This window comes from Aeoliella sp. (assembly GCF_965227375.1).
Taxonomy (GTDB): domain Bacteria; phylum Planctomycetota; class Planctomycetia; order Pirellulales; family Lacipirellulaceae; genus Aeoliella.
In genome coordinates this window covers 3774362-3800022 of sequence record NZ_CBDDFX010000002.1, presented here as the reverse complement: position 1 = coordinate 3800022, position 25661 = coordinate 3774362, and the positions used below count along the sequence as shown (strand labels likewise).

Genomic DNA, 25661 nt, shown 5'->3' with positions numbered 1-25661 from the left:
TCGCGGCGGGTGGCTGGGGTCGAGTGAAGCGAGCCCCCAGTTGTTACCACTGTGGGCGAGCTCAACTCGACCACCGCCACCCCACGCTGCTCACTTACTCACTTACTAACCTACTCACTTACTAAACAACCAACATGGCTTTTCGATTCGACAAACTGACCCTCAAGGCTCAAGAAGCGGTGCAGCGTGCGCAGGAGCTTGCAGCGGATGCTGGCAATCCGCAGATCGAGCCGTTGCATCTGCTCTCGTCGCTGTTGGCCGAGACCGAGGGCATCGTGCGCCCTGTGTTGGCGAAGATGAACGCCAACGTCGGGCAGATCCAGTCGATGGTCGACTCGGAGCTTGGCCGACTGCCGAAGAGTTCGGGCGGTTCGCCGCCGGGCATCGGTGCGAACTTGAGTCAGGTGCTGGAAGCGGCGGCCGGCGAAGCGGAGACGATGCGCGACGAGTACGTCTCGACCGAGCATTTGTTGTTGGCGCTGGCCAAAACTCCCTCGAAGGCCAAGGACACGCTCGAACTGTGTGCGGTGGCCGAGAAGGATTTGATGGCCGCGCTGCAGCAGGTTCGCGGTTCGGCCCGCGTGACCGATCAGGAGCCCGAAGGCAAGTTTCAGGCGCTGGAGAAATACGGCATCGACCTGGTGGATCGGGCGCAAGCGGGCAAGCTCGATCCGGTGATCGGCCGCGACAACGAGATCCGCCGCGTGATTCAGGTGCTTTCGCGGCGTCGCAAGAACAATCCGGTGCTGATCGGCGATCCCGGCGTCGGCAAGACGGCCATCGCCGAAGGGCTCGCGCTGCGCATCGTGCAGGGCGACGTACCGGAGAGCTTGAAGGGCCGCCGCGTCGTGGCGCTCGACATGGGCGCGCTGGTGGCCGGCGCGAAGTACCGTGGTGAGTTTGAAGAACGCTTGAAGGCGGTGCTCCGCGAAGTGGAAGACGCGGCCGGCAGCGTGATCATGTTCATCGACGAGTTGCATACAGTAGTCGGCGCGGGAGCGGCCGAGGGTTCCGGCGATGCGGCGAATCTGCTGAAGCCAGCTTTGGCGCGCGGCGAGCTGCGGTGCATCGGCGCGACGACGCTCGACGAATACCGCAAGTACATCGAGAAGGACGCGGCCCTGGAGCGGCGGTTCCAGCCCGTGTTTGTGGGCGAGCCGAGCGTGGAAGATACGATCGCCATCTTGCGTGGACTGAAGCCGCGCTACGAAGCGCATCACCAAGGCGTGAAAGTGAAGGACTCGGCGCTGGTGGCGGCCGCCGAGCTGTCGGATCGTTACATCTCCGATCGTCACTTGCCCGACAAGGCGATCGACCTGGTGGACGAAGCGATGAGCCGGTTGGCGATGGAGTTGCAAAGCGTGCCGCAGGAGATCGACGAGGTCCAGCGACGCGTCACGCAGTTGGAGCTGGCTGCGCGTCAGTTGGCCGAAGAGACCGAAGAGCACGCCAAGGAGCGGCTGGCGGAAATCAATATCGAGATGGAGCAGCTACGGCACCAGTTGGCGAGCCTGCGCGAACAGTGGGAGGCCGAGAAGCTGGGCGTTGGCGACGTGGCCAGTGTGCGCCAACAATTGGAAGAAGCGAAGCTGGCGTACGAGCATCAAGCCGCCACGCTCAACGAGAAGCAGTCGACCGGGCAGTTGGTCGACGAGCGCGACTATCAGAAGTTATACGAGTTGGATCAGGCGCGAACGAAGCTCGAGAAGCAACTGGAGGAGATCGAAGCCCGCCAGGAAGAAGCCGAAGCGCAGCAAACCGAGTCGAAGCGGAAGCTACTGCGCCAGGAAGTCGGCCCCGACGAGATTGCCGAGGTGGTCAGCGCGTGGACCGGCATCCCGGTCAATCGCATGATGGAGACCGAGCGGGCCAAGCTGCTGGTGCTGGAAGAGCGTTTGCACCAACGCGTGGTGGGACAGGACGCGGCCGTGGAAGCGGTGGCGAACGCAGTGCGCCGCAGCCGCAGCGGTCTGCAGGACCCGAACCGCCCGATCGGTTCGTTCTTGTTCTGCGGTCCCACGGGTGTGGGCAAGACCGAACTGTGCAAGGCGCTCGCGCAAGTAATGTTCGACGACGAAAACGCGATGGTGCGTTTGGACATGAGCGAGTTCATGGAGAAGCACACCGTGAGCCGGTTGATCGGCGCGCCTCCTGGATACGTGGGCTACGAAGAAGGTGGCAAGCTGACCGAAGCGGTCCGCCGCCGGCCTTACAGCGTGGTGCTCTTGGACGAGATCGAGAAGGCGCACCGCGACGTGTTTAACGTGCTGTTGCAAGTTTTGGACGATGGTCGTCTGACCGACAACCACGGGCATACGGTCGACTTCACCAACACGATTATCGTGATGACGTCGAACGTCGGCAGCCAGATGATTCAGGAGTTGGCCGCCGAAGGTGGCTCGACCGAAGAGATGCACCGCGCGGTGATGGACGCGCTATCGGCGCGGTTCCTGCCGGAGTTCCTTAACCGCATCGACGAGACGATTGTGTTCGAGCCGCTGGCGCGGGACGAGATTCGGCGGATCGTCGATTTGCAGATCGCGCACCTCGAGCAGTTGCTGGCCAAGCAAGGTTTGCAACTGGTGGTGACCGACGCGGCACGGCAGGAGATTGCCAACCGAGGTTACGATCCGTTGTTCGGCGCACGCCCGCTGAAGCGAGTGGTGCAGCAACAACTGCAGAACCCGCTGGCGACGGAGCTACTGAAGGGAGAATTCCCCGAGGGAGCTACGGTGGAGATTGGCTATAGCGGCGAGGAGTTCACGTTCGCTAGGAAGTAAGCCTTCCTAGCGATCGACTTCCTCGAGCTGCCAGTTGTGAATGAGCACTTCGGCGCCCGGGGTCATCGCGCGCAACTTGCGAGCGATCTCACCCTTCTCGCTGGCGCTAGCCTTTGCGAGGCGCGACTTGAGGTGTTCCAAAGCCTTTTGCCGCTTGCGGCGACGACGGATCTCACGTTGACGTTCACTACCTGGCATGCACCAGACTCCCAAACTACGAACCAACTTGCCAAGGCACGTGTCTTGCTGGTATCGTGCCACTAACCATAGACTCGCCATTGTATCGCCCGGTGGGCGTCCGGCAAAGTGGGCTGCGACGGGCGGTTTTTGGCGAGAAATGCGACCTTGGTCGGGTGGCAGAGTCTGGTTGAATGCACCGGTCTTGAAAACCGGCGTGCCGCAAGGTACCGGGGGTTCGAATCCCTCCCCGACCGCTGTTTTTGTGGGTGAATCTGGTTCTCACCCTTCTCGTTGGGGGAGCGTGTCGAATCACCGTGCCCACGTCCAGGGGACTAGGGTACGCATCGTGATTGCCGTGGAATTGTCTGCTCACTTTAACTATTGATGCCTGCGCCGAGAATGAACCCATCCCCCTGCTAGCAACGCGGGCTCGCGTCGCGATATGTGACTGAACTAAGACTGGCCATATAATGCCAGTTGGGTCCGCTTCAAAGTCCCACGGCACTTGCGAGAGGGTCGGAATCAATTTTTGGCGGCCTGGATTTCCGATTGCTCGAGGAGTTCGGCATACACGCCACGGACTTTGGCCAATCTGGCTCGAACGGCAGTCGCCTGTCCCGCATTGAGTTGGTTCCAATAGTCCAGGGGATCGTTGTTACGTTCTACAGCGTTCTCCGACTCTTGCAGGGCAGACTCGATATCGTCCAATCTGGCTAACTGTTTCTCAATGAGCTTTGGAACTGATTTCAAGTCCCAGTGGCGACTTCCGTTGACGGTCACATACACCGGCGTTGTGTGTGCTTCGGAACCATCGTGGCCAGTAGCCTGCACGGCAATCCAGCACCCTTGGTCTGGGTCGACAGTCATCTCGAGGGAGACTTCTTCACGGCTCGAGTCGTCCGATACCTCTTCGCCAACCACTGCTCCACACTGGACAACCTTCAAACTTTTCACCGAAGATCCACCTGGTGCTCCCTTGGCTCGGACTTTGACACTCAAAGTTCGTTCACCAGAGAGTTCAATGGTGTCGCCGGGCATGCGATCTTCGACGGTGAAGTCGATCATCGGTCCGTTGGTGACGAATGTTCGGCCTGCCTTCAGAGCGTCGAACCATGCGTCGGGGTCCAGGGTCTCGGTATTGCCAGTGTGGACGTACACACGTACCGCACCAATGGTGCCGCCGTAGGGGGTGTCGGCACCCGCCGAAGCGGTCATCTTGAAGCCGAGGTTCAGCATTTCGTAATACAGTTCTGTACCGAGAGAAGCTTGCATAATGCTATTGAAGTCAACGATGTCCATCGGCGTGAAGAGCGCCATTTCTCGATCAACAAAGCAAGCATTCGCTCCCATGTGAGTATGCCCATATAGACCGCCTTGCTGGTGAATTCGCGCGGCAAGCAGGTCGTTTTGTAGATAGAGTTCGAGATCGCGAACTTCTTCCTGTAGGTTCAGGCCTATTGCGTGACCGAGTACCGATCGTGGATCCTCCTGGCCAGGGATAAGCCAAAAGTTGTCTTCTCCAACCCGGTATTCTGTTCCAAAGCCGCGTTGCGCGTAGTAGGTGCGAGCGACATCGCCCATTTGTAATACATTCGCAACGTGTAGATCGACTGCCTTGCAGTAAGTTATCAGCCGATCAGCATCCGCTTTGCTCATTAAACGGGCGTGCACGTGATCATCACCGGACCACCATCCTTCGGATGGCATATCGACCCATCGATCTAATTTGTACGTTTTGCGAGTCCACTGATTGGGACTGACTTTCACACGATCGACGACTGGAAGATACTCAGTGCCATGTTGAATTCGCACTTCCCACTCGCCTGCGGGGATCGGGATCTCGCTAGTCGGTTTCGCAACCCAGTAACGCCCCCGCTGTGTTCCGGGCAGGAAGAACGTATAACCCTGGCCTGGCTCAAAGCTGATGAAGTCTTGATTGACGACGTTGTTGAGCTGTGGTCGCATGTCGATTGCATCGGGCAACTCCCACAAAGATCCATCGGCGACAGACCGAAGGCGGATGAGCGCAGGGGCAGGCTTTCCATCTTCGTCTTCTATGGCGATGGCCAGATTGCCCCAAGGCGAAGTAGTGAGTTTCACGCCGTGCCAGCGAAATGGGCGTGAGTCGGTCCGACGTCTGATGGAGAATCGCTCTTGGGTATCGCCCGCAGGGACGCCAGTGAGTCGGAGTAGTGCGTAAGTTGTACCACGATCAGCCGCAACCACCTCAAAGTCCTCGGGGTGAGCCTCGCGTTGCAGGTTCCAGTCGGCTTCGAAGAACTCGATGGGGCCCTCTCCCGTATGGATCTTTAGAAAGATGCACGGCGACTGTCGGTTGACATGGACATGCTCGCTAGACTCTTCGGTGGGGCCATTGTTCTGGGCATCGATTTCCAAAACCTCAGGGAGAGTCGTGAGCAGTTCGATTACAGCCCCTTCGGCCCTCCATCGCTGGTACTCAGCAACGCTTTGCGGCACACCATCGGCCCCCCAGCGTATGTGGCTAGCCTCGGCGAGCCGCCGCTCGATGTCGTCTAGCTTGGAATGCTGCTCCTCCTTGCAGAGGTGTCGCAGGTACGCAGGAGCTGATCTCAAAAACCTGTCGGAGCCTTGCAGCGGTGGCTGCGTTCTTGCCAACTCGGACTGGGGAGGAGACTCGAGCGGTATCTGGTGCGCAATGAGATGCGAACCGAATGTGAGTATGGTTAGTAAGACTAGCGATATGCTCAACAAAACTCGGGATCTCACAACCAGCTCTCGTACAAAATTGGGCCATCTGAATGCAGTTTAGAGACGTCACAGCAGGATAATATTGCCGTTATAGACTACTTAGAAACCAGTTCGAATGCGGGATCCTCTGAAGAGCCTGTCACGGTGCAAGTAAGTGGTGTCGTACCGGGGTCCGAGTATTGTTCGGGAAGAACGCTACGCACGCGCTTCATTCTAGCTTCCTGCTTCAGGTTCATCGAAGATTTTCGCAGCACCTCTTCTGGAGAATCAGCATCGACCTGCACTGCTTCATACGTGTGCGCGTTCTCCGGCGCTTTGATGACGACCACGTTGTACTTTCCTGGCGGAACGCCATCATTTGGAGAGTAGGTCGTCAGCTTGGCAACTCCTTTCTCGTCCGTAACTCCAAACGCAGCACGACCACCACTTTCGTCACTCCGGACAAAGGTGACAGATGCCTCCTGCAGCGGCTGGCCATCAATCGTGAATTGCGGATTTATGTTCACAACTCGAGGTTCGCCACAGCCTACAAGTGGAAGGATTGCAAGGGCCACGGCGCAGGCAAGAGCGTCACGGACAACCATAATAAGACTTGGGTTCTCTACGCGCATCGGTTTCTAACTTTCTAGCAGCTCACTAGGACCTTAGAAGTCGGTTGAGATGACCAATCCGTCGTTCTTGGTTCCCAGAAGCTGGAAAGTGCGGAAGTCAACGGAGTCATTGATAAAGCGTACTGAACCATCCACAAGTGTAAAATTCGCACCACCTGGATGATTCGACTCAAACCCCATCGCAACATGGTAGTTGTAGCGATAGAACTGGGCACCTTGGCTACACGATTCAACTGCAGTGTCGACGGGCCAGTTGATCGATGGAATGGTGCCGGCATGTGCAGCTCCATTGTCATGTCCGGCCCAGTATCCTCGTATGCGCGCGATGTCGAGCGTGTGGGCCGATCGGTCGACCAGCGTTTCACCTAATAGTAACGTGTTTGTGGTTCCGTCAGTGACCTTCTTAAGCGACACCTTATGGTAGCCGATTCTGTTGAACATCCCAGTCAAGGGACACTGCTTAGGATCGGGGCATAGACCGGCGTCGATGAAAGGAACGGTTATTCCCATCGAATCAAGGTTCAGGTCAAACACCTGCCCTCGGGCACCGCACGTAGAAGGAATGGTCATGGGGCCGGTGCTACCTGAATAATTAAGAAATGGCTCACTTGTGCCAAACCCGTCGCTGGGACATCGTCCCATGGAGAGCGGCGGCGGGATCTTTCCTTCAAATTGATTCAGCCAAACCGAATTGATCGGATCCACTATATCGGGATCTTCTAGATCGGGCATCGAATCAGCAAGGGCTTGCTCCTCCAGAAAAGGAAGTACACGGCAAATCCAGTTTCCGTGATCATTAAGCCACTCACCAGATGAGGTGTTATTAGGTGCGCTAAATCTCATCGGATCTAGTGTCCAGCCAATCACGCCTCCCGGAGGAAACTGTTTTCGAGTGTCGTGGTAGTTGTGAAGAGCAAGACCATACTGCTTCAAGTGGTTGACGCATTGTGACCGTCGTGCAGCTTCACGTGCCGCTTGCACCGCTGGCAATAGCAGGGCGACGAGAATGCCTATGATGGCAATCACAACTAGAAGTTCCACCAATGTAAAAGCGCGGCGGATACTCTGCATGGGATTGTTCCTATCTAGTTTAGATGTCTCATTAGCCAAGGGCTAACCAGTGTTGCACTTAGCACGCCGGCTTGCGAAGCCTTGTAGTGAAAGCACAGGCGGCGATCATTAGTGCGGCAAGAATGCTCGAACTAGGTTCTGGTACCGTTGTGTGGGCGCTTAGCCCCGCAGCGGATGACGCACCGGGGGCAGAATAGACCGTAAAGTTGTCGAAGGTGTGGGTGGCTAGCAAGTTGCTGTTCAGCTGACGACCACCGAACAGAGTAATGTAGTTGTCGGTAAACCCTCCGTCACCTTTTGTGTAGCTATACACGTGATTGCCATCGACAATGACGTCAATTACGGTCGATCCCACGCCATCCCAAGGGTTGCCATCTGCGGGGTCGTCTATGAGTATCTCAACACTAAGGTTGTCAGTTCCACCACCATGCGGGATAAAAACTCCTGGAATCTGTCCCTTCTGTCCGAAGTTGCTCTTCCACAAGTCGTAATGTGCACTACCAACCGGTGTTCCAAGGTTATTGTCGTTGTTCAGCGCTTCCGAGCTACCCAGGTTGTTACGCCACACCGTGTAGTCAGCAAGATTTACTTCAAAGTCACCATTGAAGTCACCGGGAACAAACACCCCGTCCACCATGAAGCCATCAGCAAATGCCTGAAGGAAGGGCTCGTTGCCATTGAGAGTATCCTCAACGAACTGAATACCGAAATACTCACTAATTGGGTCAGCGTTTTGGGTCGAGATCTGATCCTCGCTATCGATGAGTGTGGATTGCGCACCAACAGTAAAGCCCGCCTGAGTGTAGATTCCCGTACCAGGGTCTTCGGCAAAGACTCCAACGTCTAGGTCAAAGGTTATGCGCTTGCCGACGACTTCTCCATTGTTCGTGCCATTAAAGTTGAAGTCGGGAGAAACCATCGTCCTGTACGACCATATTGGGCCAGCTCCCGGGGGATTGTTGCCAACTTCGGCCAACTGCAGCGGCTGATTGGCAGCAGTTTCGGTGCTAAATAGCTGTTGCTGGAATTCCGCCGGCACCTCCGGAACCCCCACGTAAGGAATCGGCGCAAGATCGCCCGTTTGACGCGTGTCATATTCGAAATTCACATCACTTGAGTCGGCGCTCACAGCGAATTCATCGAAAAACACCGGAGTATATTGTGCGTTGGCATCCTGCACTGCTGTAACTATCGCTACGAGTGCAAATGCGAAGATGCCAATGGTCTGAAGTTGAGTCATGTTTCCGGTGCCTCCGGTGAAAAGAATCTTTTTGCGAGTGATGGTGAACCTATCCGAACTCCGTTCAAGGCCTCAGACACCAAACTGTTTTGTAGCCTGAACTGTGACACGCTACACGAGCCGCGACGGCGCTGCCCGCTTGCCGCCGCAGGCTCGTGTGGCGATGAAGCTGACGATCAATACAAGCCTTTACGCAGTCGTAGGACGCGAGAACCTGTTGCGAGTCCAAACAATACTGCGGCGAGAGCGATGCTGGCCGGCTCGGGTACAGGTGCGGTGTACACAGTCAAATTATCGAAGGTGTGCACGCCGAGCTGTACGCCGTTCTTTTGATCGGAGCCTTCAAGCGTGATGAAGTTGTTGGTGTAGCCACCAGCTCCGATACTGTAGTTCCCTATTGGCATGCCATTGACCGCTACTCCGATATCCGTTTGCCCGATCCCGTCCCAGGGATTCCCATCCGTTGGGTCATCAACAAACATCTCGACTGCTCCGGGGCCTGCACCTGCGGGGTTTGGGATTAGGTTGTCCAGCAAGACATCGCCGTCATAGATTTGGATAAAATTCCCGAAGCCTCCGAAGGTGTCCTCAATGAACACGACACTGAAACCTGCGGCAGCTGTGTTGGATTGAGTGAGCTGGGTGTCCGACCCGATGGTAATGGCAGACTGGGTGAAGTAGATCCCGCCTGAGTTATTCGTGAAGGTGTCCATCGTAACGTCGATTTTCTTGCCGATCACATCTCCTCCTGCCAGCCCCACAAAGTTTAGGTCTGGTGAAACCATCGTGTGAGCCGGAAACGGAGCGTTGATGTCAGTTGCCAACTGCAAAGGCCCACCACCTCCGAACATCTGTACATGGTAATCAGAACTGTTGGCCGCGTAGGAAGTCGGGACCGCGGCTCCGCCCTGTCGGGGCGAACCAATCTCGAAATTGATATCAGTGGTATTCATGCTCACGTCGAAACCATCAAACCAGTATGGGGTGAATGCCCCCAAGGCCCCAGCAGATGATGCAATTATCACTGAGAAACACAGTGTTGTTACTTGATACACGCGGTGGTTCATAGATGCTCTCATTAGATACTTACTCCCAGTCAGTTGTTTCGCAAAACCGGAACCCCAGATGAGATTGGTGCTGGTCACGATCTTGCACAAAAAGAATTCATCACAACTCACCCTCTGCCTTCTCTCCAACCGGATACTCAACAAGGTATCCAAACCACCCTGCGGGTAGCACGTCTTTTGACATGGCTCGAATCTCCCAGCCGGTCTGCCATGTCCCCGCCGGGTTCCAGCGAAACACCCCGTACACCTGATCGGTAGGTAGGTGCGAGCGTTCCACATTAAGACCTTCCACTGGGGCGCCCGTTGCCCAGGTCAAGTTGTTCTCTTCGAGGCTACCGCTGAGTCCGATCATCATCTCGGGTATACCGCAAATCCGCAGAATATCGTTGGCGACAAACTCTCGCTCTTCCTCGGTCTCCAACGCCACAAGATGACCTTGCGTCCCGAGAACTTCTGATTGGCTCGCAAGTCGATTAATCTGCTCCCAGCTGGTCGGTTCGAGCACTAGGACAATCCGATAGTAGTTGCCGTTGCCTCCGCGCTCTTTTGGCCAATGGATGGGATCAAGCGCCATCGAGCCGTTCTTGAGGGCAGCCACTGGCGGTTCATACTCAACCACATAGGCAGAGACCTTCTCGTGCATACTGTCGATGCTCAGGTCGTTCCACGCCCATGGTTGCTTGACGGTGATCTGCGCGAACATGCCATAGTCTTCACCTCCATGCCAATCGGCCTCGCGGAAGTTGTCTGGCTGTGGTTCCGGCCACTTGGCCCAAGCAGTGAAATCGTACTGCTCGCCGGTTACCCAACTGAAGTGCCCTTCGCGAAGAGCATCGGTCAACCCCATCCATGCGCCGCGAATAGGCACGCCATCCAAGAGCTTCTCAATAACAAACTGGTTTTCCTCATCGGCAGTGAGTGTCGCCAGATGCCCCGGCATGCCACGGTGGTGCCGACTCATCGCCAGACGCGCTGCTTCGTGCCATGTGATCGGCTGATCCTCTACAACCAACTGGTAGTAATGTCCATTCCCACCATCGGCGATCGCCCATTTCGTGGGCTCGACAACACGGCGAGCTAGTCCGCCAAATTCAAGCTTCGAGAACGGAATCGACTGTCCGGACTCGCCCAAGCGTTCGATCCGCCGTGCTTCACGATCGCGGAGCTCAACTTTATTCGCCAGTGCCCCTTCATCGCCATCGAAATGCACATCCACCTGTCCGCGGAAGACGTGCACTTGGGTCGCTCCAGAATCTTCTACAAGAACACCGAATTCGGTACCTTGATCGACCAGCTTGGATGTTGGCGTCTGCAACTCGAAACCGGTCGCTGTGCTCGGCATGTGAGCGGCTACCCGGCCGGTGATCAAGCGGGCGAGAAGTGGCGACTTGAGTTCCAGTTCGGCCGGACCTCCAATGCGGAGCTTGGCTCCCGAGTCGAAAACTAGCTCAGCCTCTCCCGACTCGACTCGCAATGCTCCGGGGCCAATCCGCCCTCCTACGTCTACGGCTCTGTCGCCGTTACTCCAAACCACCGCCGACGCATCACGAAGAGTTGCTAGCAACTTCGCCGATTCGGTGGCCCCAGAGTGGCTAGCAGATACATCATCAGCCGATTCGCCTGTAAACCACTGGGTCGACGCCAGTACAAACAGCAGGCCCACCGCAAGGGCGAACACACCCATCCAAGGTTTCTTGATGTACCGGCTGGTATCTGCGAACCAGGCGGTCTTGGATTCGTGGGCGGAGTCTACCCGCTGCCGATCGCTCGCTTCTTTCCCTGTGCGATATCTCCAAGCCAGGCCAGTTTCAACGCCCATATGATCCAAGTAGACCTTGGCCAGCGATGGATTCTCCTGAAGCAACTGCTCTAGTCGATCGCGTTGCTCGGTAGAGATGTCGCCGTCGCATAGCAAGTTCAAGAGCGATTCGAACTCGCTTTCCGTGTCGGGTTGTTTGTCAAAGTCGTTCACGATTAGTCCTGTGCCTTTGACTGGCGTCGCCTTTTAACGAGATTCTGCCGCCATCTCACGATTAACACACTGAACCAACGTCTTTCTGACGCGATGCAGCCGCATGTAGACGGCCGCAGTCGTAGTATTCAAACTTGCAGCCGCCGCTTTTACGCCGTCGGCGCCCAGATAACACTGTTCCACCAGGTCTCGTTGCCGCTGCTGAAGCTTCTGAAGGCAGCTGGCCAGAGCTGACCAGCGTTCTTCGGGTTTGTCTTCTTCCATCTCTGCGGCGAGCATCTCTACTACGGGTTCCGAAAGATGGACGTTGCGGCGTTCGTGGCGGCGGAGAAAGTTCCTGACTTCGTTATGTGCAATTCCCCTTGCCCATGGAAGAAATCCGCGCGATGCATCGAATTGATCCCACTTTTGCCACAGGATGAGCGAGGTACGTTGCAATACGTCTTCTGCGTCGTCCCGATGAGGGAGTAGCGTTGCAATGTAGCCGTATAGTCGCCCTTGGTTTTGGACAAACTCCATTGCGAAAGCTTCTTGTCGAGAAGAACTCATGTGCCTTGAAGACTCGCTTCTCTAATTGGCTGGAGCGTTTCCGCCCTCGGACTTCTGTTGGCTTACCCACTTATCGTGGCCTGGCAACCAACTCTAACGGTAAGATTTTATCTTTTTGGATCGCAATGGCATAAACGCTGTTCAAATACGTACTTTGGGCCGTGAGCACGGTTTGCCGTACTGCCAGTGGCAGGCGGGCACGTACTGAAGACATATCAAGTTTTGACGTTAACAATCCACACGCCAACACGATAGGTATTTGCGGGGTTTTCGTAGTTTCATCACAGCTGATTTTTGGTTTGCTTATGGGCGCAACACTCTTGCGGCAGGACGCGGGTCTGCTCGGATGCCGAGATTTGCGGCTCCGCCTGCGGACGCCCGAAGGCAGCCGGGCCGTCGTTTGTGTGCTGAGTTTCGCCATTGCATCGTACGCAGTGGCTGACGGACCACCAAGCTACTTGCAGGACGTGCGACCAATACTCTCCGATCACTGCTTTGCATGCCATGGACCAGACCAAGCTTCTCGGGAAGCGGGGTTGAGATTGGACAGGCGCGAGCACGCTACCCAAGACTTGGGTGGGTATTCTGTGATTGTTCCGGGAGCACCGTCCAGAAGCGAATTAATGGTCCGAATCCTGTCGAAGGATCCCGACCTGCAAATGCCTCCACCATCTAGTGGGAAGTCGCTTTCGGATTCGCAGGTTGAGACACTTCGCGGTTGGATTCAAGCCGGGGCGCCTTTTCAAGAGCATTGGTCGTTCATGCCTGCAGTGCGACCCGCGCTACCTGAGGGCGACAGCAGCGACTGGGTTCTCAATCCGATTGACCGGTTCGTGTTGCGGCGTCTACGAGATAGCGATCTGGAACCATCCCCACCTGCAAACCGATACGAACTCGTTCGGCGAGTGTACTTGGACCTTATTGGGCTGCCCCCCACGGTTGCCCAGGCCGAGGCGTTCGTGAACGACCCTAGCCCCACGGCCTACGAAGATCTGGTCGATCAGCTGCTGGACTCCCCCCACTACGGCCAACGATGGGCGCGTAAGTGGCTCGATCTGGCTCGCTACGCGGATACCAAAGGCTACGAGAAGGACAAGCCGCGAACGATGTGGCCGTATCGGGACTGGGTAATTGAGGCAATCAACGATGACCTGCCATTCGATCAGTTCACCATCGAGCAGATTGCCGGCGACATGCTGCCCAATGCTACCGTATCACAGCGTATCGCTGCGGGATTTCATCGCAACACGATGACAAACGAAGAAGGGGGAATTGACCCACAAGAGTTTCGCTTCCTTGCGGTTGTCGATAGGGTCGCCACCACAGGCACAACATGGCTGGGGCTTACGCTAGGTTGTGCCCAGTGCCACACGCACAAGTACGACCCGGTGACGCATGAGGACTACTATCGGTTCTTCGCCCTGTTGAACAACGCAAACGAGATCGAGGTCCAGGTTCCCAGCAACGTGGACAATGAAATCGTAGACGGTCGGCGCAGAATCGAGGAAATCTACGCTTCTCTAGTGGCAAAGCTCTCGAAGCAATCGCCCAGGAGCGCTGCGGGCAAGAGCACTGATCCGAACGTGGGCATGGTTCATGACTTTGAGAAGTGGCTCGCCAAAGAGCGGCAGGCGCTGGTGCAATGGGATCGCCTCCATCCCCTTGAAGTAGAAGATGTCGTGCCGACTACGACGCTGCTCTCCGACGGTTCCATATTGCTAAGCGGAGATGCCACAAACGATGATGTTCTTACTGTAACCTACCAACCCATAGGGCCAATAACCGCTATTCGGCTGGAAGCGATTCCTCACGACTCTCTACCTGGGGGGGGACCGGGGCGTCAGACTATCGTGGACGGTGGCGAAACCGGTAAGGGCAACTTCTTCTTGAGTGAAGTCAATCTATATAGACAGTCAACGTCCGGAGAAGCTCTGCACAAGAAGGAACGAGTAGCTGTCGAACGTGCGTTCGCCACCTTTGTGCCTCCAGGCTTGTCAGCAGACCTTGCTATCGACAACCGAGGTGACACAGGTTGGACGAACGCGGGCAAGGCGGGTACGCGTCAGAGCTTGGTACTGGTTCTGAGGCAACCCGTCAATCTGCAGCCCAGCGAGACGCTGGTTGTCGAACTTGAGCATGAGTACATCTATCCAGCCTCATTGGGCAGGTTTCGAGTTTCCACCACGGCATCGTCTTCGCCACACGACGCGACTGGACACACCGACAGCGTGCTAAACGCACTCTCCAAGGCTCCGGAAGAACTCACGGAATCGGATCTAGAACTGCTTCGAAGACGCTACCTAGAAGTTGCCCCAGAACTGAGCGGTGCACGCCGGGAGATCGACGCGATTAGGAACGCCATGCCTACTCCTCTCACTGCACTTACGTTCCGCGAGCGAGGCATCGATGGACGTACGACACATATGCACCATCGGGGCGAGTACCTCAGCCCCCAGGAAGCTGTTGTTCCAGGAGTTCCCGATTGTCTGCCAGGATTGCCCGACGGAATAGAAGCGAATCGCTTGAGCCTAGCGCGGTGGCTCGTCAGTCGTGGCAATCCCTTGACTTCTCGAGTCGTGGTCAACCGTTGGTGGGAAACCTTGTTCGGAACGGGGCTGGTAAAGACGTCTGCCGACTTTGGAATCCAAGGTGAGTTTCCAAGCCATCCTGAGTTGCTGGATTGGCTGGCGGTCGAACTCGTCGATTCGGGATGGTCACGCAAGCACATCCATCGGCTAATCGTCACAAGCAACACGTATCGACAGTCCTCGGTTTTCAATCCTTCGGCATTAGAAGAGGACCCAGAGAACCGTCTACTCAGCTATGCTCCTCGACGCAGAATGGATGCTGAAACGGTTCGCGATACGGTACTTCATGCCAGTGGCCTGCTCTCGCCGAAGATCGGTGGGCCTAGCGTTTTCCCGCCGCAACCATCTGGCATCACCGAGGCGGCCTACAGCCCGTTCAACTGGGAGGTCAGTGCAGGAGAGGACCGGTACCGACGCGGCCTTTATACTTTCATGAAACGTACGGCCCCGTACGCAGCCTTCTCGTTGTTTGATTGTCCAAGCGGGGAGTTTTGCATTGCCCAGCGCGATCGTTCGAACACCCCGCTGCAAAGCCTTGTGCTTCTCAACGATCAAGTCATGGTGGAAGCCGCGCGAAATCTGGCTATGGAAGAGTTCGTCCCCGACAAGGGTCCTCGCGAGGTGGCAAGGAGTATTTTCCAACGCTGCGTCACTCGACCACCAACCGATGCTGAACTGCAATCCATCTTGAGATACCACGCTTCTCAACTCGAACGCTTCGCGAAGGGTGAGTTGTCAGCAACCCAAGTCCTCAATTCGGGTCCATCGACAGAGCTTCACCTCAATCCAAACGGTTTCGCCAAGCCTAACAGTAACGATGTTGAATTGGACCAGTTGGACGCCGCCTTGCAGGTGCAAAGCACTGGAGTGGATCCGTATATACGCCACAAAATTGACCTGCCCGCAGGTTACTACAGTCTCGAGGTCAGTGCGTGTTTCCACACGGACGGCCCTGGAGAGGTCTTTTGGACGACGACCAACCGGCAACAGGAGTCACCTTCGAGTAGCGTGATGTTCAAAACACGCCCTGCAGAGTGGACAACCTACAGAGCTGAATTCAAGTCTGAAGAACCGCTGCAGAGCGTTCGAATTGACTTCGGCAATGAGCAGGGACTCGTTGAGGTGAAATCTATGCGACTTCACTATGGCGATGGCCTCGTGGATTTGCCAGTCGAGGTAGACGTGAGGGAGCTTGCTGCCTGGCATCTGGTAAGTCGCGCGGTTCTGAATCTTGACGAAGCGATAACAACTCCATGAGAAGCAGCACTAAGGATCGAGTTCGCTTGTCGACGCGACGCCATTTTTTCTCCGATTGTGGGGTTGGAATCGGGAAGATTGCGCTCGCTGGATTGTTGGCCGACTCGGTATCTGACCGGAGCAATGCCGATATGCCTCACATCCTGTCCGCGCCGCACCACTTGGCCAAGGCCAAGTCGGTGATCTTTCTCTTCATGGCAGGAGCACCTAGTCAACTCGATTTGTTTGATTTCAAACCGAAGCTGTCTCAGCTGGAGGGACAGCCGATTCCTGCCAGCGTCGTCGGAGATCAAAGGTACGCGTTCATCAACCCAGACGCTGGTCTGTTGGGTCCGCGATTTGAGTTTCGCAAGCATGGCAAATGTGGCGCCGAATTGTCGTCGGCGTTGCCGTACCTAAGCGACATTGTCGACGACATTGCAATCGTTAAGGGCATGCATACGGACCAGTTCAACCATGCCCCGGCCCAGATCTTTATGAATTCGGGTAGCCCGTTGCCTGGTCGGCCTAGCATGGGCTCGTGGGTAGTCTATGGACTCGGAGCCGAGACTCGTGACCTCCCGTCGTTTGTGGTGCTCTCGTCCGGTGGTGGTACAAGTGGCGGTTCTGCGAACTGGTCCAATGGCTTCTTGCCCGGCAAGTTCGCCGGCGTGCCGTTTCGTAATGCAGGTGATCCAATTCTGTTCGTCTCCAATCCACCTGGGGTGGATCAAGAGGCTCAAGCGGAGACCATCTCCTTGGTAAACACGCTCAATCGTCAGCGGTACGACTTGTTGCACGATCCCCAAATCGAAACCCGCATCGAAAACTACGAAACCGCATTCCGAATGCAGTCCCGCGCACCCGAACTAATGGATCTCTCTAGCGAATCACTGCACACACTCGAAATGTACGGCGTGGATCCGAACGAAGGGTCGTTTGCCCGGAATTGTCTCTTGGCTCGGCGATTGGTCGAGCGAGGAGTACGTTTCGTCAATGTATATCATCGTGGCTGGGACCATCACAGCGATGTTAGGGGCGGCTTGCGGAAGGAATGTGCCGCGACAGACCGCGCCTCGGCAGCGCTGGTTAGGGATCTCAAGCAACGCGGGATGTTGGACGATACCTTGGTCGTGTGGGGCGGCGAGTTTGGGAGAACGCCAATGGTTGAGTCGACTGCCGCACTGGCCAGGGTAGACGGCCGCGATCATCATCCGCAAGCTTTCACCATGTGGCTCGCGGGTGGGGGCATAAAGTCGGGATTTGCGCTGGGCAAGACGGACGACCTCGGCTTCCACGTTGTGGACAATCCAGTGCATGTGCACGACCTGCAGGCAACAGTTCTCAACCAACTGGGGCTCGACCACCAGCGACTCACCTATCGATATCAAGGACGCGACTTTCGCTTGACCGATGTCCACGGACGAGTCGTTTCGGAGTTGCTCGCGTAGTTCCACAGTACGAGCCACATAGTATCCTATCCCGTTACGGGACGAAATAATGACAAGTTGCATATTGAAAAGACACTCACCGGCGACGTACTTGCTCGCAGTTCTCTGCACGTTAGTCACGACAGAAGGAACGCTTAGCCATCCCGGGCACACATTGGGTCAAGCACTCGAAGTAGTAGCTCCTCCAGCATCAAGTACTGCGCAAGAGCAAGTGGTCTCACCCGACCGACAAGCTACTCCGCTATCCAAACAGGTTCGCCGCCAGCTGGCGTTCTTTGGCTGCGAAGTGCTGACAGATGTCACCCTGCAGTGTCCAACGAAGAGCCAAGGCGAGCTAATCGCCTTCGCACATCAGGACTACTTGCGGTCCAGGGAAGGTTACGCAGGGGAAAGAGTGGATAGCCACATCAACGAACGACAAGGTCTCTTCGATCGACTCGCGCAAGAGACGTCGTCGTGTAGCGTTCGATGGCTCAAGCACGGCCCTCAGATCCACACTTCACAAAAGCTCTGCCTGACGAGCGGGCTGCCAAGGGGATTGCTGTGCTTGGTAGAGAATTACGACTCGAATGCTACGACGATCAAGGTCCATCAGAACGGGTTTCTTGAAGGGACCACCAGCGAGTACACCATTTTGCCAGGACATCGGCAGCCGGTCTTCCTTCAAGTGCAAGCGGATGCTGTGACAACTTCGAGTATCGAACTGGTGTTTCAACCAAATGAAGAAGAGACGTCCTTCAACTTGTCGCTTCCCGTGGAAGTTGTCGAACCAGCTGTGCTGCGCGGACGAATTGTTGAGGAGCTAGGCAAGAAAACGGTACCGGCAAGGGTTTTCGCGCTCGGTAGCGATGGCCAGTATCGTCGCGGAGTGAAGTATGCCCACAACGAGACCTTGTCCCAGAAACAACTGCTACAGTTTTGGGAGCTGGGAAAATTCTACCAGCTGCCGTTCTTCTATTCCGATGGCACCTTCGAATTGGTAATGCCACCAGGCAAGGTTGAACTGACCGTCGAACGTGGATTTGAGCATGAGTCTACGACGACTGTCATGCACTTGCAGCCTGGCGAGGTCAAAGAGATTACCTGCTCTACGAAGCGGTTCTGCGACATGGCTGAGCGCGGGTGGGTGTCTGGAGACACGCACGTTCACTGGGTCATCAACCGATGGGATGTAGACCTTCCTTTAGAATTGCTTTCGGTCGTGCAGCGTGCGGAAGATCTCCGCGTAGCCAACAATCTGACGTTGCTGCAACGAGGTCCGTCGAAAGCATTCATCAACCCACAACAGTCGATGATGGGAGCAGTCGAGGCATATTGCGACCAAGACTATCACATCGAGATGGGAGAGGAATACAGAAACGAAGACCTCTATGGTCATCTGTGCTTCTTGAACCTCGATTGGCTGGTGATGCCTATCGGGACTGGCTCCATCATCGCTGGGCCCGATGCATTGGACTATCCCATCAATAAGACAGCCATTCTGGCGTGCCGCGAACAGGGTGGCATCAGTATCGAAGCTCATGGCCTCGGGGGCAACAAGGATGTCCCAGTCAATGTGATCCATGGTCTTACTGATTCGCTGGATCAGATCGAACCCGACGAGTACTACCGATTTCTGGACTGCGGCTTTAAGTTGCCGCTAACCAACGGCAGCGACCACCCTGCTCGCGTTTTGGGATGCGCCCGGGCGTATGTAAAGGTCGATGGTGATTTCACTTATGACAAGTGGATTGAGGGCATTCGCCAGGGCAAAACATTTACGACTTCTGGACCACTCATCTCGCTTGCCGTGAACGAAGCGGAGATTGGCGACACATTGGATGTCGGAAGAGACGACGTGTTGCACGTTGAGGTCAACGTCGAGTCTCGCCATCCAGTCGAGGTCGTGGAGATTGTCTCAAACGGAGTGGTCGTTGGACGCAAAGTGATCAACGATCGCACTGGCACGCTGAACGTGGTCATGCCGGCGTCGGAGAGTCGCTGGGTCGTAGCGAGATGCGGTCCAGAGGGGGAGTTTAACGCGATTCGCGGTCCTGGTGTCGCACACACTAGTGCTGTTTATGTGAGCGTCGACGGAAAACCAAGAGTGGATCCGGAGGCAGCTAAGGTGTGGATTAACCGCATGCACCGACATGTGCATGACATACGCACCAAGGGTAGGTTCGCTGCCGACTATCAAATGGAGGAAGCGATTGAGTATGTCGAGCAAGGAATTGCCAAGTACGAGTCGCTAGTCAACGCGGTGGCTTCAGAAGGCGATGCCAGTGAACCAAGCCAGCCTGATCAGCCGTCAGCAAGTGGAGCTATCCAGTCGGACGACCAAGCAGAGTCTCTGGAGCAACGCGATGCCCCAGTTTGGCCAATGGTTCAGCAAGTCGAACGCCAGCCCTTGTTGCTGCAAATTGACCGACTTGGTGAAGCATTGGAGTACATTGGCAATCCGTTGTCCGAAAGTGCCAAGCAGCGTCTGGCAGCGCTCCGCGATCAACCAGATGAGGCCAAGGTGGCCGCAGAGGTTCAAGATATTCTTGATCCACTCTGTGTAGCGGGAGTGCGGGTGTCTGGAGATGCGATCTCGGCAGCCGCCGCAAGTAAGCAATGGTCGTTGGTCCAGAAGGGTTGGCGTAGCTACCTGGTCAAGGTATGCAACGACGGCGAATTGACCACTCGTCTGCACGTTGAAAGTCCCAACGCTCGATCACTGCCCCATGCGAAGGCGAAGGATGTGCCATCGCGATGGATGGGGCTTTCCATGTTTGACGGCCGCCCACTGCAGGCGAGTCTCAGCGGGCTGAAGCTCGAGTATCGCATAGTACAGATCTACAGCCGTGACGTCGGGGAGAAAGAGGCAATTCTTGAGTTTAGCATCGACGCTAAGCCAGGGAGCCACGGCCGCACGATCCGCGAATGGCGTTTCGGTGAGGGTGCCGATGGCTGGAAAGCGTTGAACCAAGTGGAGATAGAAGTCGAGGACGGAGCTTTGCAAGTCAACGGCAAAGGCGAAGACCCGTTTATCGGCACGGATATTGGGGGGGTCTCCGGTGATTTGCTGCTCCGGTTCTGGGGCGAGGCATCCCACGACGGTGTTGGGCAGGTGTTCTTTTGGACCGAGGAGCAACCCGAGCCGGACCCCAACAAGGTGGCTACCTTCGCACTGACTCCTGGCGTGGGTAGACAGTATGAAGCAGCGATCAAGGTGGAAGGCGTGCTGGCCGGCGTGAGGATCGATCCGAACGTGAAAGCGTCTGAAATGCGAATTGACTGGATCGACCTAACGTATGCACATCAGCGTGGCGAGACTTGGACCAGCGCTGCGGTTCAGTTTGAGGCCAAACCGGCGGTGCCAGTAACTGTTCGCGTGAAGGACAAGTTTCCAGGATCGGCTATGGCTGCCTTCGAGATTCGTGACAACCTGGGACGCCTTTACCCGGAACAATCAAAGCGGCTTGCTCCTGACTTGTTCTTCCAGCCGCAGATTTATCGTGGCGATGGCGAGACGATCGACCTTCCACCCGGCGAGTACACCGTCCGCTGCTGGCGTGGGCCAGAGTCTATTCCGGAGACGAAGAGACTTGTAGTGGAGAAGGATCCAACCGAGTTGACGTATGAAGTGCGGCGCTGGATCGATGCGTCAGACTTTGGTTGGTGGTCAGGAGACCACCACATCCATGCAGCAGGATGTCTGCACTATCAGAACCCCACGCAAGGGATCCGTCCAGAGCATATGATCCGCCAGATCATGGGCGAAGACCTGCACGTTGGCTGTTGTCTGACGTGGGGGCCCTGCTTCGACTATCAGAAGCGTTTCTTCACCGGGGCCGATCAGGATATGACCGTCTACCCTTATGTCGTTCGGTACGACGTGGAGGTCAGCGGTTTCGGTTCGCATGCTTCAGGGCACCTCAACCTGTTGCGGCTGAGCGAACAGATCTACCCAGGAGGCGATTCCAAGGATCACTGGCCAACGCTGGGTTTGAACACACTGAAGTGGGCCAAACAGCAAGGCGCGATCTGCGGCCCGGCCCATTCCGCTGCGGGACTCACCAGGTACATCGATAAGCTACCAATTGAGGCCGGTCCAAAAGGGCTGCCGCACTACAACATTCCCGCTTTCGATTCCATTGGCGCCAATGAGTTCATCATGGATGTCACTCACATGGTGCCAGGTCCCGATGGAACGCCCGTCCCGGCAGTTGATTTCATTGCCACCATGAATACACCACGAAATGACGAGTGGAATATCTGGTACCACACGTTGAATTGCGGATTTCGAGTTCGGGCGAGTGGCGAAACCGACTTTCCCTGCATGAGCGGTGAGCGAGTGGGTATCGGACGAGTCTATACCAAGGTGGACGGACCTCTGAACTTCCCTGATTGGGTTCAAGGCATTCAAGATGGGCGCAGCTATGTCAGTGACGCCAAGGTGCACTTGATGGACCTCCGCTGCCAAGCAGAGGATGGCTCTACCGTGGAGCTTGGTGTGAACGGCAGTGAACTAAAGATGGACGAGGCTCAAAGCCTCTCGTTCACTGCCACCTGCGCGGCTCTCCTCGATACCACAGATTATGGTGCAGGTGACGCTCCAAAGGTTGAAGTAGAGCTAATCGTAAATGGATATCCATTGGCTTCGAAGGAAATCGCAGCCGATGGCACACCTCGGGACGTCAAATTTGAGGCCGAGATTGACAAAAGTAGCTGGGTGGCTTTGCGTGTGCATCCACACGCCCACACGAATCCAATTTTTGTCATCGTTGAAGGTCAGCCCGTTCGAGCATCTAAGGCTAGCGCAGAGTGGTGCCTGCGAGGAGTGCGGCAGTGTTGGAGAGCCAAGCAGCTAACCTATTCGGTCGAAGAACAGCAAGATGCGCGCGAAGCGTTTCAGCATGCTGAGAATGTGTTTCGACAGATCAAGGAGGAGTGCCCCGAATGAGCAAGTCGAAACCATCCAAGTGGGGTGCGAAGCTAACTCTGGCGTGTAGCTTCGCGGCGGTGATGTTCGCGTCTCTAGGTAAGCTCAGCAACTCGGCTGAGCTGAAGACCGTGCCGAACGTCGATGGGGCCGCCCTGCACCAGAACGCCAAAGACGTAGCATCCGCCGTTCAGCAAGGAAGCAACGCACTGGGAACCGCATTGCATGCTCGGCTTCACGCTGCAGCCGCTGATCAGACGCCCCCGAGTGGAAAGACCGTTCAGCATCAGTTAGATCCCTATTGCTTGCTGGAGATTGGAATCAATCCAGAGTCTCGTGTAAAGGTTTCGGCAGGACCAGCTGCAAAGAGTTTGAAGACAGAAGAATGGTGCTACTTCCTGGTTAAGGTAGTGAACGAGGCGGGAGTTACTGCGCCCATACGATTCGACTCCGCACAGTTGATCCCGGAAGGTAAGAAAGCGACCGACGGCGCATGGCTTGAGATGGAACGCTATCCGGGAGGAGTGCTGAAGGATCAGCTTTCCGGTAGCCGAGTCGAGTATCGGGTCATTCGCCTGCGCGCCGCGAGGCCCGGCAAACGAGCGGCAGTCATTGCGGCAGACGTCGGGCAAGGTACCGCGGATATTGGATTTCGGAACGACGTTCTGCTCACCTTCGACTGTATACGGGGTGCTGGGCTCGACAATGCTCGCACGCCGACATCGGAGGAGGATCTTCGATACTGGCTGCAGAACATGGTTCAGTACCACGGATACTCCGCTGAGGAGATCCGCCAGGCAACGGGGATGTCGCTCTCTGAAATAGCGGTCGCACTGGATCGGATGCAGATCGGACCAGAGTCGAAGCCGGAACCGCGTCGCGATGCGTTGACCGTGATGCCATTCCCTGGTGGAGTACATCCCCGAATCGGATTCAAAGACCACGCGATTCGCCCTCAGCGTGAGACGAAAGCAAGTGTCTTCACCCCCTGGGACAACAGAAGCTATGTGGTGCTAGACGTGCCAGAGGCCATCTGGTCCAACCTCGGGCTGCTATATCTAGCGCACGAAGATGTCCCTACGGTGTGGTCCCAACAGAGTGTTGACTTGCAACAACTTGAGTGGACTCGCGGGCCGGGTGGCGCGCTGACGTGTGAACGTGCGCTCCCGAATGGCGTCGTATTTGGAGTGGAACTTATCCCAACGGATCGAGCTGTCCGCATGGAGATGTGGCTCACGAACGGGACCACAGAACCGCTCACGGATCTTCGAGTACAAAACTGCGTTCTGCTGAAGTTTGCCAGAGGATTCCAGCAGCAGACGAACGACAACAAAGTGTTCTGGGGCCCCTACGCAGCCTGCCGCGATGCATCGGGGGAAAGATGGATAATCTCTGCTTGGGACCCCATACACAGATCGTGGGCGAATCAGCAGTGCCCCTGCCTTCACTCTGATCCCCAGTTTCCAGATTGCCCTCCGGGGGAAACCAAGCGTCTCAGGGGGTGGCTCTCTTTTTACGAAGGAAGGAACATCCATCGCGAGTTGCTTCGAGTTGAGCGTGAAGGATGGCGGCTTAGCAACTCAGTTGATCCTTCGGCAGCAAGAGTTAGTGCAGTTGTCGTAGATGCGGAAACAGGAATGCCTATTCCTGCGCGAGTTTACGTAACCTCGGAGAGCGGCGAGCAGTTGTTCGTCGAGTCCGAAGGCGGCACGGCGGTGCCGTACAGTCGCGTGCAACCAGGCAGTCTGCAGAGTTCCGAGGTCCACACCACAGTCTCGGCCGCTCCATTCAGCATCAACCTACCTGCTGGGGAGTATGAAATCCATGTCGAACGCGGCAAAGAGTTCCTGCCATCAACTCAAAAGATCGCAGTGGGTAACGAACCCATGCACCTTGAGCTCCCACTTCAGCGTTGGGTAGACATGGCCGATAGAGGGTGGTACTCCGGCGATACGCACGTACATCGCTCTATTGCCGAGTTGCCGAATGTAATGCTCGCGGAGGACCTAAACGTAGCGTTTCCGATGAGCTACTGGGTCACCGATTCAGGGGAAGCACCGGTGTATGCCAATGGCAGCGCCGATAAGGTCCAAAGCGGACTGCTGAGAGTGGACGGAACACATGTTATCTACCCTGTTAACACCGAGTACGAGATAGACTCAATCAAACAACGGCGACATACCTTGGGCGCGATACTAGCGCTTAACCACAGGCAACCATTTGATCAAACTGTTCCTCCCGTATCGCAATTTGGAGCTGCCGCTCGCGAACAGGGAGCCCTGCTCGATCTTGAGAAGCACTCTTGGCCTTGGAGCCTGATGCTAGTCCCCGTTTTGGATGTTGATCTGTTTGAGCTTTCGAACAACCACCTGTGGCGAACAGACTTTGCGCTTCGTGACTGGACTCTAGATAAACTTCCGCCCTTCTTGGATCTCGAGACGGATGAGCTTGGGTTCACAGAGTCGGGCTGGACGGATTTCGGCATTCAGACTTATTACATGCTGCTCAACTGTGGTTTCCGCATGCGAGTTTCGGCTGGCACGGCTTCTGGCGTTCATCCGGTGCCGCTGGGATACAGCCGCGTGTACGCACATGTCGATGGACCCTTCACTTACGACAAGTGGGTAAAGGCACTAGATCGTGGAAATAGCTTCGTTTCCAATGGTCCCATGTTGGTAGTGACCTTCAATGGGAAGATGCCTGGGCACACATTTAGTGCTGGTGAGAGCAACCCTACGTCGGTTGTGATCGAGGGCACCGCAGAGTCACCGCGCCCACTCGCCCGCATCGAGATTGTAATGAACGGCCGCGTCTGCCGGACCATCACGCCTGCGAACAACAAACAGCCAAGCGGTGCTTTCACGTGCAAGGTGCAGGAAGAAGTCTCCATCGACGGTTCGTCTTGGTTAGCGGTCAGGTGCTTCGAAGATCGCCCACACGGCCGAGTCCGGTTCGCGCACACGAACCCGGTATTCATCGACGTAGAGGGTAGGCCGCTCCGCCCAAGGAGGGTTGAGGTCCAGTATTTTGTTGATCGAATGCACGAAGAACTAGCCAGCAACCATGAGGTCTTGAGCAGTGAAGCCCTGCAGGAGTATCGCAGAGCTCTGGCCATTTATGAGAAGATCGCCGAGTCAGCCAGGTAGCATCAATGGATCAAAGCGTTAGTGCAGTGTGTCCCCTAACCCAAACGAGCTTTAGCGATGCGCAATCTGTATGGTCGCTCGCCAAACGCTTTGTTTTCGTGACGCTAGCTCTATTGCTGTCGACTGTCGCG

13 protein-coding genes and 1 tRNA gene are annotated in these 25661 nt (G+C 56.0%); 6 read left to right on the top strand and 8 right to left on the bottom strand.

Annotated elements, in window-relative coordinates:
- The first annotated feature begins 134 nt into the window (after positions 1 to 134).
- Complete coding sequence (gene clpB, locus ACQK2L_RS27910) at positions 135 to 2780, top strand: ATP-dependent chaperone ClpB (protein ID WP_425400332.1); 2646 nt, start codon at positions 135 to 137, stop codon at positions 2778 to 2780.
- A 6-nt stretch (positions 2781 to 2786) separates the two neighbouring features.
- Here the strand turns inward: clpB and ACQK2L_RS27905 are convergent, their stop codons facing one another.
- Positions 2787 to 2978: a DUF6800 family protein gene (locus ACQK2L_RS27905; RefSeq protein ID WP_425400331.1), complete on the bottom strand. Its 192-nt coding sequence runs from the start codon at positions 2976 to 2978 to the stop codon at positions 2787 to 2789.
- Positions 2979 to 3127: 149 nt separating this feature from the next.
- Between ACQK2L_RS27905 and ACQK2L_RS27900 the strand changes: the two genes are divergently transcribed.
- Positions 3128 to 3214: transfer RNA gene (locus tag ACQK2L_RS27900), tRNA-Ser, on the top strand.
- 268 nt (positions 3215 to 3482) lie between these two features.
- Here the strand turns inward: ACQK2L_RS27900 and ACQK2L_RS27895 are convergent.
- From ACQK2L_RS27895 to ACQK2L_RS27865, 7 genes are all read right to left on the bottom strand, one after another.
- Entirely contained in the window at positions 3483 to 5555 is a 2073-nt protein-coding gene (locus ACQK2L_RS27895) for a CehA/McbA family metallohydrolase (RefSeq protein WP_425400330.1), read from the bottom strand.
- A gap of 230 nt (positions 5556 to 5785) precedes the next feature.
- A complete protein-coding gene (locus tag ACQK2L_RS27890; RefSeq protein ID WP_425400329.1) occupies positions 5786 to 6301 on the bottom strand; it encodes a carboxypeptidase-like regulatory domain-containing protein in 516 nt (171 codons plus the stop codon).
- A gap of 33 nt (positions 6302 to 6334) precedes the next feature.
- A complete protein-coding gene (locus tag ACQK2L_RS27885) occupies positions 6335 to 7372 on the bottom strand; it encodes a DUF1559 domain-containing protein (RefSeq protein ID WP_425400328.1) in 1038 nt (345 codons plus the stop codon).
- A gap of 58 nt (positions 7373 to 7430) precedes the next feature.
- On the bottom strand, positions 7431 to 8612 hold the full coding sequence (locus tag ACQK2L_RS27880) for a hypothetical protein (RefSeq protein WP_425400327.1): 1182 nt from the start codon (positions 8610 to 8612) through the stop codon (positions 7431 to 7433).
- Between the two features lie 176 nt (positions 8613 to 8788).
- Complete coding sequence (locus ACQK2L_RS27875; RefSeq protein ID WP_425400326.1) at positions 8789 to 9790, bottom strand: hypothetical protein; 1002 nt, start codon at positions 9788 to 9790, stop codon at positions 8789 to 8791.
- Positions 9780 to 11651 carry a lectin-like protein gene (locus tag ACQK2L_RS27870; RefSeq protein WP_425400325.1) on the bottom strand — a complete coding sequence of 624 codons (1872 nt, stop codon included), beginning with the start codon at positions 11649 to 11651 and terminating at the stop codon, positions 9780 to 9782. The genes ACQK2L_RS27875 and ACQK2L_RS27870 overlap by 11 nt, the downstream gene beginning before the upstream one ends.
- Before the next feature lie 33 nt (positions 11652 to 11684).
- Positions 11685 to 12170: a sigma-70 family RNA polymerase sigma factor gene (locus ACQK2L_RS27865; protein WP_425400324.1), complete on the bottom strand. Its 486-nt coding sequence runs from the start codon at positions 12168 to 12170 to the stop codon at positions 11685 to 11687.
- A gap of 335 nt (positions 12171 to 12505) precedes the next feature.
- Here ACQK2L_RS27865 and ACQK2L_RS27860 point away from each other — a divergent pair, with 335 nt between their 5' ends.
- The 4 genes from ACQK2L_RS27860 (at position 12506) to ACQK2L_RS27845 (ending at position 25530) form a co-directional block, all read left to right on the top strand.
- Complete coding sequence (locus ACQK2L_RS27860) at positions 12506 to 16045, top strand: PSD1 and planctomycete cytochrome C domain-containing protein (protein ID WP_425400323.1); 3540 nt, start codon at positions 12506 to 12508, stop codon at positions 16043 to 16045.
- Between the two features lie 131 nt (positions 16046 to 16176).
- A complete protein-coding gene (locus ACQK2L_RS27855) occupies positions 16177 to 17475 on the top strand; it encodes a DUF1501 domain-containing protein (RefSeq protein WP_425400322.1) in 1299 nt (432 codons plus the stop codon).
- A gap of 211 nt (positions 17476 to 17686) precedes the next feature.
- The gene (locus ACQK2L_RS27850; protein ID WP_425400321.1) at positions 17687 to 22405 is read left to right on the top strand and encodes a CehA/McbA family metallohydrolase; all 4719 of its coding nucleotides are present in this window, start codon (positions 17687 to 17689) and stop codon (positions 22403 to 22405) included.
- A 1616-nt stretch (positions 22406 to 24021) separates the two neighbouring features.
- Positions 24022 to 25530, top strand: a complete 1509-nt coding sequence (locus tag ACQK2L_RS27845) for a CehA/McbA family metallohydrolase (protein WP_425400320.1) — start codon at positions 24022 to 24024, stop codon at positions 25528 to 25530.
- The last annotated feature ends 131 nt before the right edge of the window (positions 25531 to 25661 follow it).